The sequence below is a fragment of the Chryseobacterium sp. 22532 genome (genome assembly GCF_052044665.1).
GTDB lineage: Bacteria > Bacteroidota > Bacteroidia > Flavobacteriales > Weeksellaceae > Chryseobacterium > Chryseobacterium lathyri.
In genome coordinates, this window is record NZ_JBQENJ010000006.1 from 109,944 (window position 1) to 123,247 (window position 13,304).

General features: G+C 37.7%; 13 protein-coding genes. 6 read left to right on the plus strand and 7 right to left on the minus strand.

What is annotated here, in order from left to right; genetic code table 11:
* Positions 1-9: 9 nt before the first annotated feature.
* Genes ACTJIV_RS16710 through ACTJIV_RS16720 form a run of 3 tightly spaced genes read left to right on the plus strand, consistent with a single transcriptional unit; the run spans position 10 to position 2,128 of the window.
* Positions 10-855 carry an alpha/beta hydrolase family protein gene (locus tag ACTJIV_RS16710; protein WP_111956514.1) on the plus strand — a complete coding sequence of 282 codons (846 nt, stop codon included), beginning with the start codon at positions 10-12 and terminating at the stop codon, positions 853-855.
* Positions 852-1,496, plus strand: coding sequence for an HD domain-containing protein (locus tag ACTJIV_RS16715; protein WP_440628785.1), 645 nt, complete (start codon positions 852-854; stop codon positions 1,494-1,496). The genes ACTJIV_RS16710 and ACTJIV_RS16715 overlap by 4 nt, the downstream gene beginning before the upstream one ends.
* 38 nt (positions 1,497-1,534) lie before the next feature.
* Positions 1,535-2,128: a hypothetical protein gene (locus ACTJIV_RS16720; RefSeq protein ID WP_440628787.1), complete on the plus strand. Its 594-nt coding sequence runs from the start codon at positions 1,535-1,537 to the stop codon at positions 2,126-2,128.
* 51 nt (positions 2,129-2,179) lie between these two features.
* Here the strand turns inward: ACTJIV_RS16720 and ACTJIV_RS16725 are convergent, their stop codons facing one another.
* From ACTJIV_RS16725 to ACTJIV_RS16755, 7 genes are all read right to left on the minus strand, one after another.
* Positions 2,180-2,410, minus strand: coding sequence for a hypothetical protein (locus ACTJIV_RS16725; RefSeq protein WP_111956898.1), 231 nt, complete (start codon positions 2,408-2,410; stop codon positions 2,180-2,182).
* Positions 2,411-2,558: 148 nt separating this feature from the next.
* Positions 2,559-3,449 (minus strand): DUF72 domain-containing protein, encoded by an 891-nt coding sequence (locus tag ACTJIV_RS16730; RefSeq protein ID WP_440628789.1) that lies wholly within the window; start codon positions 3,447-3,449, stop codon positions 2,559-2,561.
* A gap of 100 nt (positions 3,450-3,549) precedes the next feature.
* On the minus strand, positions 3,550-5,118 hold the full coding sequence (locus tag ACTJIV_RS16735) for a hypothetical protein (protein WP_440628791.1): 1,569 nt from the start codon (positions 5,116-5,118) through the stop codon (positions 3,550-3,552).
* Between the two features lie 6 nt (positions 5,119-5,124).
* A complete protein-coding gene (locus tag ACTJIV_RS16740; protein WP_111956526.1) occupies positions 5,125-5,697 on the minus strand; it encodes a hypothetical protein in 573 nt (190 codons plus the stop codon).
* 643 nt (positions 5,698-6,340) lie between these two features.
* Positions 6,341-8,008: a ribonucleoside-diphosphate reductase subunit alpha gene (locus ACTJIV_RS16745; protein WP_223560202.1), complete on the minus strand. Its 1,668-nt coding sequence runs from the start codon at positions 8,006-8,008 to the stop codon at positions 6,341-6,343.
* 48 nt (positions 8,009-8,056) lie between these two features.
* Complete coding sequence (locus ACTJIV_RS16750; RefSeq protein WP_440628793.1) at positions 8,057-8,344, minus strand: hypothetical protein; 288 nt, start codon at positions 8,342-8,344, stop codon at positions 8,057-8,059.
* Between the two features lie 136 nt (positions 8,345-8,480).
* The gene (locus tag ACTJIV_RS16755) at positions 8,481-9,455 is read right to left on the minus strand and encodes a ribonucleotide-diphosphate reductase subunit beta (protein ID WP_223560035.1); all 975 of its coding nucleotides are present in this window, start codon (positions 9,453-9,455) and stop codon (positions 8,481-8,483) included.
* A gap of 426 nt (positions 9,456-9,881) precedes the next feature.
* Between ACTJIV_RS16755 and ACTJIV_RS16760 the strand changes: the two genes are divergently transcribed.
* The 3 genes from ACTJIV_RS16760 to ACTJIV_RS16770 all read left to right on the plus strand — a co-directional run bounded on the left by ACTJIV_RS16760 (position 9,882) and on the right by ACTJIV_RS16770 (position 13,244).
* A complete protein-coding gene (locus ACTJIV_RS16760) occupies positions 9,882-10,571 on the plus strand; it encodes an ABC transporter ATP-binding protein (protein ID WP_111956536.1) in 690 nt (229 codons plus the stop codon).
* A 93-nt stretch (positions 10,572-10,664) separates the two neighbouring features.
* Entirely contained in the window at positions 10,665-11,894 is a 1,230-nt protein-coding gene (locus tag ACTJIV_RS16765; RefSeq protein ID WP_111956540.1) for an ABC transporter permease, read from the plus strand.
* Between the two features lie 78 nt (positions 11,895-11,972).
* Positions 11,973-13,244: an ABC transporter permease gene (locus ACTJIV_RS16770; protein WP_440628796.1), complete on the plus strand. Its 1,272-nt coding sequence runs from the start codon at positions 11,973-11,975 to the stop codon at positions 13,242-13,244.
* Positions 13,245-13,304 lie beyond the last annotated feature (60 nt).

Sequence of the window (13,304 nt, forward strand, 5' to 3'; positions counted from 1 at the left end):
TTTTATAATATGGAAAAACTGGAACTCATTACAAAAGACCATATATCTCTGGCAGCTCATCTTTTCAGGCCTGGAAAAAGTAACGGAAAGCTGCTTCTGATCAACTCTGCAACAGGTGTAAAGCAGCAGGTGTACTTTTCATTTGCCCATTTCTTCTCAGAACATGGATTTACGGTCATAGCTTATGATTACAGAGGAATAGGACTGTCAAAACCGGAAAACATGAAAGGTTTTAAAGCCTCTATGAGAATCTGGGGTTCTGAAGACTATAAAACAATCACTCAATATATTAAAACAGAATTTCCGGAATATAAGAAGTATTGTCTTGGACACTCGGTCGGGGCATTGATTCTTGGTATGAATGAAGATTCCATGATGTTTGATGAATTCATTTTTGTGGGAACTCAGAATGCATTCGTAGGAAACCTGAAGATTCGCACAAAAATAGAAGCTTATCTTGGCTTTGGAATTGTTCAGCCACTAACCACCAGATTATTAGGCTATTTTCCGGCAAACTGGTTTGGACTTGGAGAAAGTCTGCCAAAAAATTGTGCATATGACTGGAGAACCTTAATTTTAAACAGGAAATCAACCAACAGGCTGTTGGAGAAAATTGATGACTATTCTAAAACATTGACGCAAAAAGTGTTTGTGATCCGGGCAGAAGACGATGTATGGCTGACTGAAAAAGGAGTATTGAGCCTTTTGAACAATACATATCCTAACCTTAGACCTATTTACAGGCTGATAAAAGCCTCAGAATCTGATAAAAACGAAATCGGGCACGTCAATTTTTTTAGAAGTTATAACAAAAAACTCTGGAATATTATTTTAAACGAATTGGCAGATAAATGAAAAGTACGATCGAAAACACCGTAGAATTTGTAAAAGAAAAATTAGAAGACGCCGAAGCCGGGCACGACTGGTATCACATTGAAAGAGTATGGAAGCTGTCGAAAAAAATAGCGGCATCAGAAGACTGTAACCAGGAAGTTGTGGAGCTTTCTGCATTGCTGCATGATATTGCTGATCCAAAGTTTCATAACGGAGACGAAACCATTGCTCCAAAAATAGCAAGAGAATTTTTAGAAGAACAACAGGTTTCTGAAGAAGTGATAGAAAAAGTTTTATTTATCATTAAAAATATCTCGTTTAAAAATAGGGGCGAAGTTCCGGCTGAATTGCCAATTGAGCTTAAGATTGTACAGGATGCAGACCGTATAGATGCGATAGGTGCTATTGGAATTGGAAGGACGTTCAACTTTGGAGGCTTTAAAAATAATCCGATGTATGACCCTGAAGTGCAGCCAAGTCTAAATATGTCTAAGGATGAATATAAAAAGTCTAACGGAACAACGATTAATCATTTCTATGAAAAGCTTCTGCTTTTAAAAGACCTGATGAATACTGAGAAAGGGAAGGAGATCGCTCAGCAAAGACATGATTATATGCTGGGATTCCTGGATCAGTTCTACAAAGAATGGAATGTAGATTAACATTCCTCTGAAAAATCTTAAATCAGTATCTTTGCAGTATGGTATTTATCATTTTTGTTATCTTTTGGGCTTGTGTCCTTTCTTTGATTTTATTTAAAGTAAAATCGGGAAGGCTGGCAAAATGGGCAAAGCTGTTCCGTATCCTTACACTGGTTTTTTCAATCTCAACGTTTACGTATTGGTTCATTAAAAAAAGTGCGGTAAGCTTTGTAGATAATTCTGTAGGACTACAGGTGGTCAATAAGCTTCCACAGACCCTGGATTTTTATCTGATCAAAGTGGATACTGCCAAAATCCAGAATCTGGAACCTAAACATATCGGGAAAATACGTCCGGAATATTATAGGATAGAATATCTTAAAATGGACCAATCCGACGAATACTGGATCATAGGATATTTAGGCAAAAAGAATATGGTCTATTTCTCCCAACATGCTGTTCCAAACAAAAATATTGACCAGATTGTTGAAGTCCAAAACTATATCAACCAGAGTGTAAAACTTTCGGAAGCAGCAAAAAAACAGGTGGAGACCTATAATTATGAAAATGCAAAGCTGGGTATCTGGGTATCCTTAGATCTCCTGCTCCTCTTCCTGAATCTTGTACTTTTGTTAAGAAAAAATAAGCAATGAGTAATAAGCAATAAGCAGTTTTTTTTAACCTTATTACTCATTGCTTATATATTATGGATAATCAAGAATCTGCATGACTTGTTCCTTAAATTCTTCAGGACAGTTTTTAATCAGCTTATCTTTATTGTGCTTACTGATCTGGTGGGGTTCCAGCCACTCGGTCCGGTTGGAACTCAGACTATGGTTATCGTAGACTCTTTTTATTTTATGATCCTCGTAAAACGTATATTCATCACCGAGCCACGTACTGGCAATACTGATTGTGCAAATTTCTTTTTCCATGACATTTGTTTTTAGGATACTGTGCTTTATAATGAACATCAGTATATCCTAATTTACTGTTTTTTTTCAACAAAAATAGCTTTTTAAGCATCTTTTTGCAGGTCTGGCTGAAAAATACAACAATTAAAAACTTATTTGGTTAATTTAGTTAAAACAGAGTTCCGTTATTATCGGTGGCCATTTGCGGGATATGTAGATCGGTTTTCCATTCCTCATTCATCTGTTTAATGAAATAGGCGGAAAGTAGGGGAGACGCTTTTTCAATATTCTGATGAACAAAGAAGTATACATTCTGCAGACCTTCTTTTTTCCATTTTGTCAGACGTTTCATCCAATCATCCAGCCTTTCATAGTCGCTTTCTGCATTGGCGCCAACATATCGGATAAAAGCGTTGGGAGTAGTGAGACGCATATGGAGCATATCCCTTCTCCCGGCAGTATCCACAATAATATTGGTAATGTTGTTGGCTTCAAAAAGCTCGCAGGTTGTATTGAAGATCTCTTCATCAGAGAACCATTCCGTATTGCGGAGTTCAATAGCAAGAGGAACTTCCTGAGGCCAGTCTTTTACAAATTTTTCCAGCCTGTCATAATCTTTAGGTTTAAAATTATCATGAAGCTGTAAAAAAGCCATGCCTAGTTTCTGATCAAAATTCATGATGGCCGATGCAAAATTGGTTACCGGTTCAGTAACGTCAATCAGCCTTCTGAAATGCGAAACAGTATTGGTGATTTTTGGAAAAAATTTAAAATTTTCAGGCGTCTTTTCTTTCCAGACCGCTACCTGTTCTGGGGTAGGCATTCCGTAAAAAGTAGCATTCAGCTCAATAGAATTAAACTGTTTGGCGTAATAGGTCAATTCGTCCTTGGTTCCTTTAGGATAAAATCCTTTAAGATCGGTTTTGTTCCATTTTGCACATCCAATAGAAATATTTTCCAATCCTTTTTTATTCTGACTTAGAATTTCCTTAGTTCCGGAATGATCTTTAGGAAGTGTAAAATCTATTTTTGAAGGGTCTTCTACCTGGCCGAATTTCATATCTATATTTTTAGGATTAAACGAGTATAACAAATATAAAACAAAAACCATAGAAATTTCTATGGTTTTGTAATGCCTTTTATAATTGGATACTAATGTCTTATTTTACTCCCTGTGTTACCATTCTGTTTGAAATAACAGAATAGATACAACCTGTGGTTTTTAAATTGACAGTAATAGTAGCGGGAGTAGACCGGTAAGCAGTATCACCATAAGGCTCAATAATCTTACCGTTTGAGTCTTTTACAGTTCTTCCCTTTATCGTATAGGTCATCGTTGCTGTTCCTGTAAATCCGCTTGAAGGATTGAAGGTAACAATACCTGTCGTTTTATTATAAGTCCATGTTCCCTGTGGAGTCACTTTTTTACGGTACAGCGTAAGATCTGTATCATTGTTTTTTGTAAAACTGAATGTCGAATAATCAATATTAGAACTGCTTCCGGTTGGTGGGGTCGTAACGCTGATAGGGCCTTTATAAGCTATATCATTAGTGAAGACAGGAATATTAACCGGTTGTAACTTACACGTAGAAGCTATATCATCATTAGCAACAGCGGCATAAGGAAGAGTAAGCTTTACATTTCTGATAATATGCTGTTGATAAGCTCCTCCTGTAGCTGCTGCAAAACCAAGCTTCAAAACAGCCGGAACCGTTGCATCCAAAGTTTGAGGAGTAGCGGCTCCTTCAACATCCGAAGTATTAAAATCAGTGATCTGAGGATTGGCATTCTCGGTATAAGGTACTGAAGTTTTGTAGTGGTAATAATTGATGACATTCACAGGAGTTCCGTTCTGTGTAGTCTGGATATCCACTTTTATATCAAACCCGTCTGTTGTGGTCGGAGTTGTAAAATGGGGAATTAGATCTAGGTATACTTTCCTGAACTCTCCTGCGTTGTTTCTGAGGTCAAATAAAGAGGGAAGTGAATTGGAAGTCGCAAGATAGCTTCTGTCAGTTTGCAGGATTCTTCCTACCGCACCTGAGTTGCTTAAGGTAGAACGGGTAACCAATACGGGATATCCGGTATATCCCAATCCTAAACCATTGGCATTAATGGCGGCTCCTCTTGCCCCTCTTAAAGTGACATGGCTTGTTGCCTGGCTCCATGCTACCCCCGCAATACCATTTACTCTGGATTCACCCTGAAAACGCTTCGATTTAAAATTTCCGAATTCATCCAGGGCAATACCCAGATAAGCCCCAGATAAACCAGCTTTTCTTTGGCTTGCATAGGTGTTTTGTGTCCTGTTATAGGAATATCCGATACCGGCACCAGGTGCTCCAATGGTAGGGCTTGTTACTGCCCCGTCATAAAGGAAAAAAGACAATCCGTCTCCATAGGCACCACCCAAGGGTGTTCCATTTTTCATGTCATATTCAAATTCAACATGAAGCCCGTTTACCGAAGTAAAAGTTCTTCCGTTGATAAACAATCCTCCAAACTGTCCTGAGCTTGCAGGAGTAAGCTGTATTCCTGTAGAAGTATGGGAAGCGCTTCCTTGTATTGAAAGTTCTGGTGCCGCAGAAGCATTCATTAATGAACTTGAATAGGAATAAAACCCGTAAATACTTGCTACCTCAGTACTATCTGTCTGTGCATACGCGAAGTTGGTAAACAGAACGAAAATCAGGCTCATCCAAGACAGCCCTTTTAAATTCTTTTTCATAGCTGCTTATTTTACAACAAATACGATGTTGATGAAAGATGCTGAGGTAGCATTTGATAAAACATCATAATTTAATACACCTGTGTTGCTGATGCTGTTTATTTTGAAAACAGAAGTATCATAACCCGTTACATAATAGTGTAAATCTGTTGCGTTTGGAAAAAACGGAATCGCAGCCGGAGCTGATGTGCTTCTTGCATTTGCCGGGATATTGGAAAACTGGTTTTTATATAAAGTATACAGATCCTTTGTCTGTCCTGTTGCAGGAGTAGTCGTGTCAAAAACTACGCTCGGCATGTAAAAGAACTTAGCAACATACGGAGAAAGGCATACCCAGTCCGGAGCGGCAGGTGTTCCTACATTTTGACTGATACATTTTTTGTTGGTATCAAAAATAACGAGTCCTGTTGCTGGATTGGTAACTGTTGCTAGATTGCTGATTCTTGGTAAAAGAAGTCCTTTAGAAGTGCTTGTAATGTCTAAAGCTGAGCTTGGATCAGGTGTAGAAGTGTTAATACCCACCTGAGCAGTAATGGTACAAAAAGCCATTACCAAAATTAAAGTAATAATCTTGTGCATTTCGAAATAATTTTTTTTGTGTTGTTTTTGTGTACTATTAGCAAACTTCCTGCCAATAGTAAATTAATTGTTTAATTAAATTTTTTTGTTATTTTATATTATAAATAAAATTTGTTAAATTCATCGTTTAGCATTTATACAAGGCTGTTTTTTGTGTTTTTTCTATTTATACATTTTGGTATTCCTGTATTTTATTTGTGTTTTTTTATGAATACCTATTTCTTTTGTATAATCTGGAAATGAATTATTATAATTAATTTCTGTTTTTGATTACAAATGTTTAATATTAAATTATATCATATTTATTCAAAATATATCTGCTTTATATATTTTAATAAAGCTCAAATGATCTATTTTTCTTGCTGATTTAATATTAAATACTTTAATTTGGAATCTGTGTTTTTTAATAAATTTTCAACAAATGTAATATAAAATTATTAAAAATAATACTTAGAAATTATTGCAGCAGATACTTGATTCACTATTTGGTGAATGTAGAGTGAGTATTTTAAGCATTAATGAAGGATTAATGAGAAGTTTTGTTTTTCTAACTTGAGCGTTAAAATTTGTTAAAATTTTGATATAAACAAAAAGCACACTTTTTCAGTGTGCTTTTAATATTTAGCTAGTTCATTACAAATTGCTATGCCTCACAAGCGGAGCAGGTCACAAAATTGACCATCATTTCTTTAGAGACAGAGGAGCTTCTTTGGTAATAAAGAGTTTTTACTCCTTTTTTCCAAGCCTCGATATAAAGGTAATTGACATCTTTTACAGGCATTGTAGATGGAATCTGTAAATTCAGAGATTGAGCCTGATCAATATATTGCTGTCTTTGAGCAGCCTGAGAGATAATTTCCATAGGAGAAATTTCTTTGAACGTTTTGAATACTGCCTTCTCTTCGTCTGTCAGCTCTTTAAGATGCTGTACAGAACCATGGTTCAGCATGATCGTTCTCCAGGTTTCTTCATTATCAAGACCTTTTTCTTCAAGTAATTTTGCCAAATATTTGTTCTTACGCATAAAGTTTCCTTTGGCAAGACCTGCTTTATAATAGTTGGAAGCAAATGGCTCAATTCCGGGAGAAGTCTGTCCTAAGATCGCAGAACTTGAAGTGGTAGGAGCAATAGCCATTGTGGTGGTATTTCTCAATCCGTAACCTTTCAGTAATTCCGGCTCTCCATAGATGTTGGCTAATTCTCTTGAAGCAGTTTCTGCCTGCTCTTTGATGTGTTTGAAAGCTCTCGCATTGAATTGAGTTGCCTCAAAACTTTCAAACGGGATCATATTTTTCTGTAAATAAGAATGGTATCCTAAAACTCCCAATCCAAGCGCTCTGTGACGCAGTGCAAAGTTTCTGGCTCCCTGCAGGTAGTAGTTTCCTTCTGTTTTTTCGATGAATTCAGTTAAAACAGCATCCAGGAAATAAACAGCTAATTTTACAGCATCAGTATCTTTCCACTCGTCATATAATTCCAGGTTCATAGAAGATAAACAGCAGATGAAAGATTCTTCTCTGGTAGAAGGAAGCATAATTTCGGAACAAAGATTACTTGCATTGACAGGCATTCCTAAGTCCTTGTAAACCTGAGGTTTGTTTCTGTTAACATTATCGGTGAAGAAAATATATGGAAGACCTTTTTGCTGGCGGCTTTCAAGAACTCTTGCCCAGATTTTACGCTTATCCATATCCCCATCAATCATATCCTGCATCCAGTAATCAGGAACGCAGATCCCTGTAAACAGGTTCTGGATCGGGCTACCGATATCTTTGATGGATAAGAATTCTTCAATATCTCCGTGGTCAATATCCAGATAAGCAGCAAAAGCACCTCTTCTTACGCCTCCCTGCGAAACTACATCCATTGCTGTATCGAATAATTTCATGAACGAAACCGCTCCTGAAGATTTTCCGTTATCCGTTACGGCAGTTCCTCTGTTTCTAAGCTCTCCAAAGTACCCTGAAGTTCCGCCTCCGATTTTCGTTTGCATAATAACTTCACCCATTTTGTGAGTAATTCCTTCAATGCTGTCAGGAATGTGAACATTGAAACAAGAGATAGGAAGCCCCCTCTGTGTTCCCATGTTCGCCCATACAGGAGATGAGAAACTGATCCATCCTTTGGTGATCATTTCTTTGAAAGCAGGTTGTAGTTCCGGCTTGTATAATTTTTTTGCAGCTGCAGTGGTAATTCTGTCGATGGCTCCGTCCACAGTTTCTCCTTTCAACAGATATCCTCTGTTCAGCATCTGCTCAGACTCTTCATTGAGCCACCATATATTTGAATTTTGTTCTTCCATAGATGTTATATTTTCGAATTCCGGAACAGTGTTTGTGCTCCGGAATTTTGTTGCTTTTTATATTGATTGTAATATTTCCACTTTGTGCGTACCATTCAGTCCGCTTTCATCTCTTAATCTTTGAAACTCCTTAAAAGAAGGAGTATTCAAAACCTCATACTGAACCTCTTCATTAATGTAGTTTGAATAATGTAAAAAAGTAACACCGTCTTCTTTTATGTATACCTTGTATTCAAATGTCTCCTGATCCAGATTTTTGAAATCATCCAGAAACTTTTGAATATGGGTTTTGTTTTCCGAAACGTATTCGGGTTTTACGGTGTAGGTTACAATTACATTGATCATTGTTGTACTTTGAATTTTTTGTCGCTGTAAAGAATGAAGAAACTTTATTTGAATGATATAATTCGATAGGTTCAGTTTGATATTGCTGATACTATCTGCTTTGACGCTCGCTTCGCTCGCGCTACATTCACTTATATTAAAACAAATCGTTCGCTGTAATACTCTTGTCGTGTTTTGTATAATCTACCGGTCTTTTGGCAAAGAAATCATCCATTGAATTTGCGAAAACTTCTTCTTCAAACCATTTCATTGGACGGTATTGCTCAGGAGAAACGTTGTAACGGGTTTCCATATCGATTTTCTTTAAGCTGTCGTCTACACGGTACTTCATGAAGTTCAGAAGGTCTTCTTTTGAGAAAACGCTTAATTCTCCCAGTTCGAAGATCCAGTCAAGGATTTCACCTTCCAGCTCAATGGACTGATCTACCAATGTGTAGATGTCTTCAATATCTGAATCTGTTAACAGATCAGGCTGTTCTTCACGGATCTTGTTGATCAGATAGATTCCTGCATTGGCGTGAATCTGCTCGTCAACGGATGTCCATGCGATGATATTGGAAACATTCTTCATATACCCTTTGAATCTTGTGAAAGAAAGGATGATCGCAAATTGTGAGAATAAGGATACGTTTTCGATCAGGATGCTGAATAATAAAAGAGAAGATACATATTCTTTCGGTGTTGTAGAATTGGCGTGTTTCAGAACGTTTGACAGGAAGTCAATTCTCTTTTTCACGGCAGGAATTTCAATAACATTGGAAAATTCTTCGTTATATCCTAATACCTCTACCAATCGGGAATAGGCTTCAGAATGACGGAATTCGCATTCTGCAAAAGTAGCTCCAAGGCCGTTGAATTCAGGTTTTGGCAAGTGATTGTATAGGTTTCCCCAGAATGTCTTTACAGACACCTCGATCTGTGCAATGGCTAAAAGTGCATTTTTTACAGCGTGTTTTTCGTGCGGCTCTAACTGCGAATGAAAATCCTGAACATCTGCAGTAAAATCCACTTCCGAATGCACCCAGAACGATTTGTTGATCGCCTCTACAAACTGAAGAACCTCAGGGTATTCAAATGGCTTGTAACTTACTCTTTTATCGAAAATTCCCATATTAAAATAGCTTTAAAAATTAAATAATCTGCATCACTGTGGATAACGTTGAAGTAATGCTTAACTTCTTGTATGTTTGGTATTTACGTGAGAAACATATTCACATTCATGAGTGGAGGTTTCTTGTAAAGAACTAATGACAAAGTTCGAAAAAAAGAACTGATTTTGAAAGGGGTAAATAGTAATTGGCTGAGTTTTAACTGTAAAAGTTTTCCACATTTACATGAAACCAGCACGGATAATGGCTTAGACGGGGGTATGAGTAAAAAATAAATGAAAAATTAAAGTTACAGTTAAACACTTTTCCTTAATGTACTGTAAATAAAGGTTTAAAAAGTTAAACAATAAAATATTCGAATAAATTATTGTTCTTGTAACAAATTGAAAATAACACCTACTTATTGGGTATAAAACAAGCATCACTTCATGTTAGTAATTCAGGATTTACATAAATCATACGATACGGGGAAAAGCAAACTGCACGTTCTTAAGGGGATTAATCTTAATATTTCCGAGGGCGAGTTTGTTTCTATTATGGGAAGTTCCGGTTCCGGGAAATCTACGCTTCTTAATATCATCGGTATTCTGGATGAAAAAGATTCGGGAACATATGAGCTGGATAATGTTCCAATTGAGCATCTGTCTGAAGTGAAAGCTGCAGAGTACAGGAGCAAGTTTCTGGGTTTTATTTTTCAGTCCTTCAACCTGATCAGCTATAAAACAGCTCTGGAAAATGTAGCACTTCCTTTATATTACCAAAACGTTCCGAGAAAAGAGCGTAACCAGAAAGCATTGGAATATCTGGAAAAAGTAGGTCTCGGGCAATGGGCAGGACATCTTCCCAACGAGCTTTCCGGAGGACAGAAGCAGAGAGTAGCCATTGCAAGAGCGCTGATCACAGATCCTAAAGTAGTTCTGGCCGATGAGCCAACCGGAGCGCTGGATTCAAAAACGACGCACGATATTATGAAACTTCTTCAGGATATCAATAATGAAGGAAGAACTATCATCGTTGTCACCCATGAACCGGACGTAGCCGCACAGACGAAAAGAAACGTAATACTGAAGGATGGCATCATAGAAAGTGATGAGTTTATCAAGCAGATTGTTTTGTAAACTGTATTGATTTGAATTTGATAATAAGATAATTTGAAAATTTAGAGCCTGTTTTTTAATCTTTAAATTTTCAATCTTTAAATACTAATAAAAATGTTTGACCTAGATCGTTGGCAGGAAATATTCAGTTCTATTCGCAGTAATGTATTGCGGACGGTGCTTTCGGGGTTTACAGTGGCTTTGGGGCTTTTTATTTTTGTTGTTCTTTTCGGAATAGGGAAAGGGCTTCAGAATGCCTTTACCGAAGGTTTTGCAAGAGATGCACAGAATCTTATCACGATCTATACCGGTAAAACCACGTTGGCCTATAAAGGACTTCAGTCTGACAGAACGGTCACCATGGATAATGAAGATTATGATTTCCTGATCAATACAGATAAAGAAAAAGTAGGTGATGCCAGCCCAAGATATACCACAAGTTTAATGGTAAAATACGGAAAGGAAAGCGGTACTTACCAGATTAACGGAGCGGAACCGGGAGAAAAGGTTATTGAGAACAGGAAGATGCTGGACGGGCGCTATCTTTCGCCTATGGACCTTGCAAGAAAACAGAATGTAGCGGTGATCGGAAGGATGGTTCAGCGTGACCTCATCAAGAACGGAAGTCCGGTGGGAAAAGACCTGAATATCAACGGAACCATGTTCAAAGTAGTTGGGGTATTTTCCGATGACGGAGGAGACTGGGACGAAAGACATATTACCGTTCCTATTACAACCCTTCAACAGATGAAAAAAGGTTCGGATACCGTATCTACCGCATATATTGCCTATAACGAAAAACTAACACCCCAGGAAGCCATAAAATATGGGGATGAGCTTAAAGACCGCTTAAAAGCCAGGAAGAATGTTGCTCCTGACGATGAAAACGGAGTCCGTGTCTGGAATAATGCCCAGAATATGAATGAAACCTTCCAGTTTATGGCCGTGCTTACCCTTATTGTAGGCTTTATCGGACTGGGAACATTGCTGGCAGGAATTATCGGGATCAGTAATATCATGGTGTATATCGTAAAAGAAAGAACCAAAGAGATTGGTGTACGTAAGGCTATTGGAGCCAAACCGAAAAGTATTGTAGCTCTTATTGTACAGGAAAGTGTGGTGATAACGGTAGTTTCAGGAATTGTTGGAGTGGCAGTAGGTGTATTGGCGCTTAGTTTAATAGGAGACAGTCTTGAAGAATATTTCATCAAAAGCCCGAGTGTAGGGTGGGGAACCATCTTCATGGCATTTATAGCTTTGGTGTGTTCAGGGCTTATTGCAGGATTCGTTCCGGCATACAGAGCTTCGCGGATTAAACCAATAGAGGCGTTAAGAACTGAGTAGTGATGCGGTAAACAGACATCATCATTGATCAATTATCAATCATCATTCATATATATTTTAAACTTATAACTCAAAGAAGTGAACATTTTATTTAAAAAAGATACTTGGCAGGAAATTTATTATTCACTGAGGAATAATAAGCTCCGCACGTTCCTTACCATGATTGGGGTAGGTTGGGGAATGTTTTTGTATGTGAGTCTTCTTGGAGCGGCAAAAGGGATGGAAAATGGTTTCGATAAGCTGTTCTCCGGATTTGCGACGAACTCTATTTTTCTTTGGGCTCAGAAAACCTCTATTCCATATGAGGGATTTCCGAAAGGAAGGGAAGTTCATCTGCAGTTATCCGATATGGATATGCTGAAAAGAAAAGTGACTGCTATAGATTATATCTCTCCGCAGAATGCTAGGGGAAGCTTTACCGGAACCCCCGGTGAATCCATGTCAAGAAATGGTAAAAACGGCACCTATTCCCTTACGGGAGATTATGCGGTAGGAAATAAAATTTCTGAGAAAAAACTTATTTTCGGACGCTATCTTAACGATGCTGATGTTATGGGAAATAAGAATGTAGTGGTGATTGGGGAAGAGATTTATAAGAATTTCTTTGACGCCAAGAAAAAAGAAAATCCTGTTGGGAAGCAAGTCAATATAAAAGGACTGTTCTTTAATGTGATTGGTGTTTTCAGAGTGAAAAAAGGAGGTGGTTTTGAAAATGACCGGACTGCTTTTATTCCTCTTTCAACCTATACGAAAATGTATAACGCCGGAGAACAGATTGATATGTTTGCCATCGTGAGCAAGCCCAATGCTAACGTTAATGGAGTAGAAGAAGACGTAAAACTTGTACTGAAGACTAAAAATAAAGTATCTCCCGAAGATACCAATGCTTTCGGAAGTTTTAACCTAGGTAAAGAATTTAAAAAACTGACAGGTTTCCTTACAGGAATGCAGCTTTTAACAATCATCGTAGGAACACTGACGATCCTTGCAGGAGTTATTGCCATCTCGAATATCCTTCTGATCACGGTAAAAGAAAGAACAAAGGAAATCGGGATAAGAAGAGCTTTAGGGGCAAAACCAGCTGAAGTAAGAAACCAGATTCTTCTGGAAAGTGTTGTTATTACACTCTCTTCGGGGATTCTCGGATTCATGTGCGGGATATTTGTTCTGATTATTTTAAATATGGTGACCCAGAACCAGGATGAGTTTCCGTTTTATAACCCAACCGTAAATTATGGAAACGTATTCGGAGCCATGGCAGTAATGGTGATTCTTGGCTTGATTATCGGGATGATTCCTGCACAGCGTGCAGTAAAGATCCGGCCGATTGAAGCTCTGAGATCAGAATAGTAATATGTTAATTTGAAAATAAAATAATTTGAAAAAATAATGATTGGCTTTAATGTTTAA

Bases quoted from the DNA above. Each gene is read 5' to 3' on its own strand.
- ACTJIV_RS16710 (WP_111956514.1), top strand. From the start codon at position 10: ATGGAAAAACTGGAACTCATTACAAAAGACCATATATCTCTGGCAGCT.
- ACTJIV_RS16715 (WP_440628785.1), top strand. From the start codon at position 852: ATGAAAAGTACGATCGAAAACACCGTAGAATTTGTAAAAGAAAAATTA.
- ACTJIV_RS16720 (WP_440628787.1), top strand. From the start codon at position 1,535: ATGGTATTTATCATTTTTGTTATCTTTTGGGCTTGTGTCCTTTCTTTG.
- ACTJIV_RS16725 (WP_111956898.1), bottom strand. From the start codon at position 2,410: ATGGAAAAAGAAATTTGCACAATCAGTATTGCCAGTACGTGGCTCGGT.
- ACTJIV_RS16730 (WP_440628789.1), bottom strand. From the start codon at position 3,449: ATGAAATTCGGCCAGGTAGAAGACCCTTCAAAAATAGATTTTACACTT.
- ACTJIV_RS16735 (WP_440628791.1), bottom strand. From the start codon at position 5,118: ATGAAAAAGAATTTAAAAGGGCTGTCTTGGATGAGCCTGATTTTCGTT.
- ACTJIV_RS16740 (WP_111956526.1), bottom strand. From the start codon at position 5,697: ATGCACAAGATTATTACTTTAATTTTGGTAATGGCTTTTTGTACCATT.
- ACTJIV_RS16750 (WP_440628793.1), bottom strand. From the start codon at position 8,344: ATGATCAATGTAATTGTAACCTACACCGTAAAACCCGAATACGTTTCG.
- ACTJIV_RS16755 (WP_223560035.1), bottom strand. From the start codon at position 9,455: ATGGGAATTTTCGATAAAAGAGTAAGTTACAAGCCATTTGAATACCCT.
- ACTJIV_RS16760 (WP_111956536.1), top strand. From the start codon at position 9,882: ATGTTAGTAATTCAGGATTTACATAAATCATACGATACGGGGAAAAGC.
- ACTJIV_RS16765 (WP_111956540.1), top strand. From the start codon at position 10,665: ATGTTTGACCTAGATCGTTGGCAGGAAATATTCAGTTCTATTCGCAGT.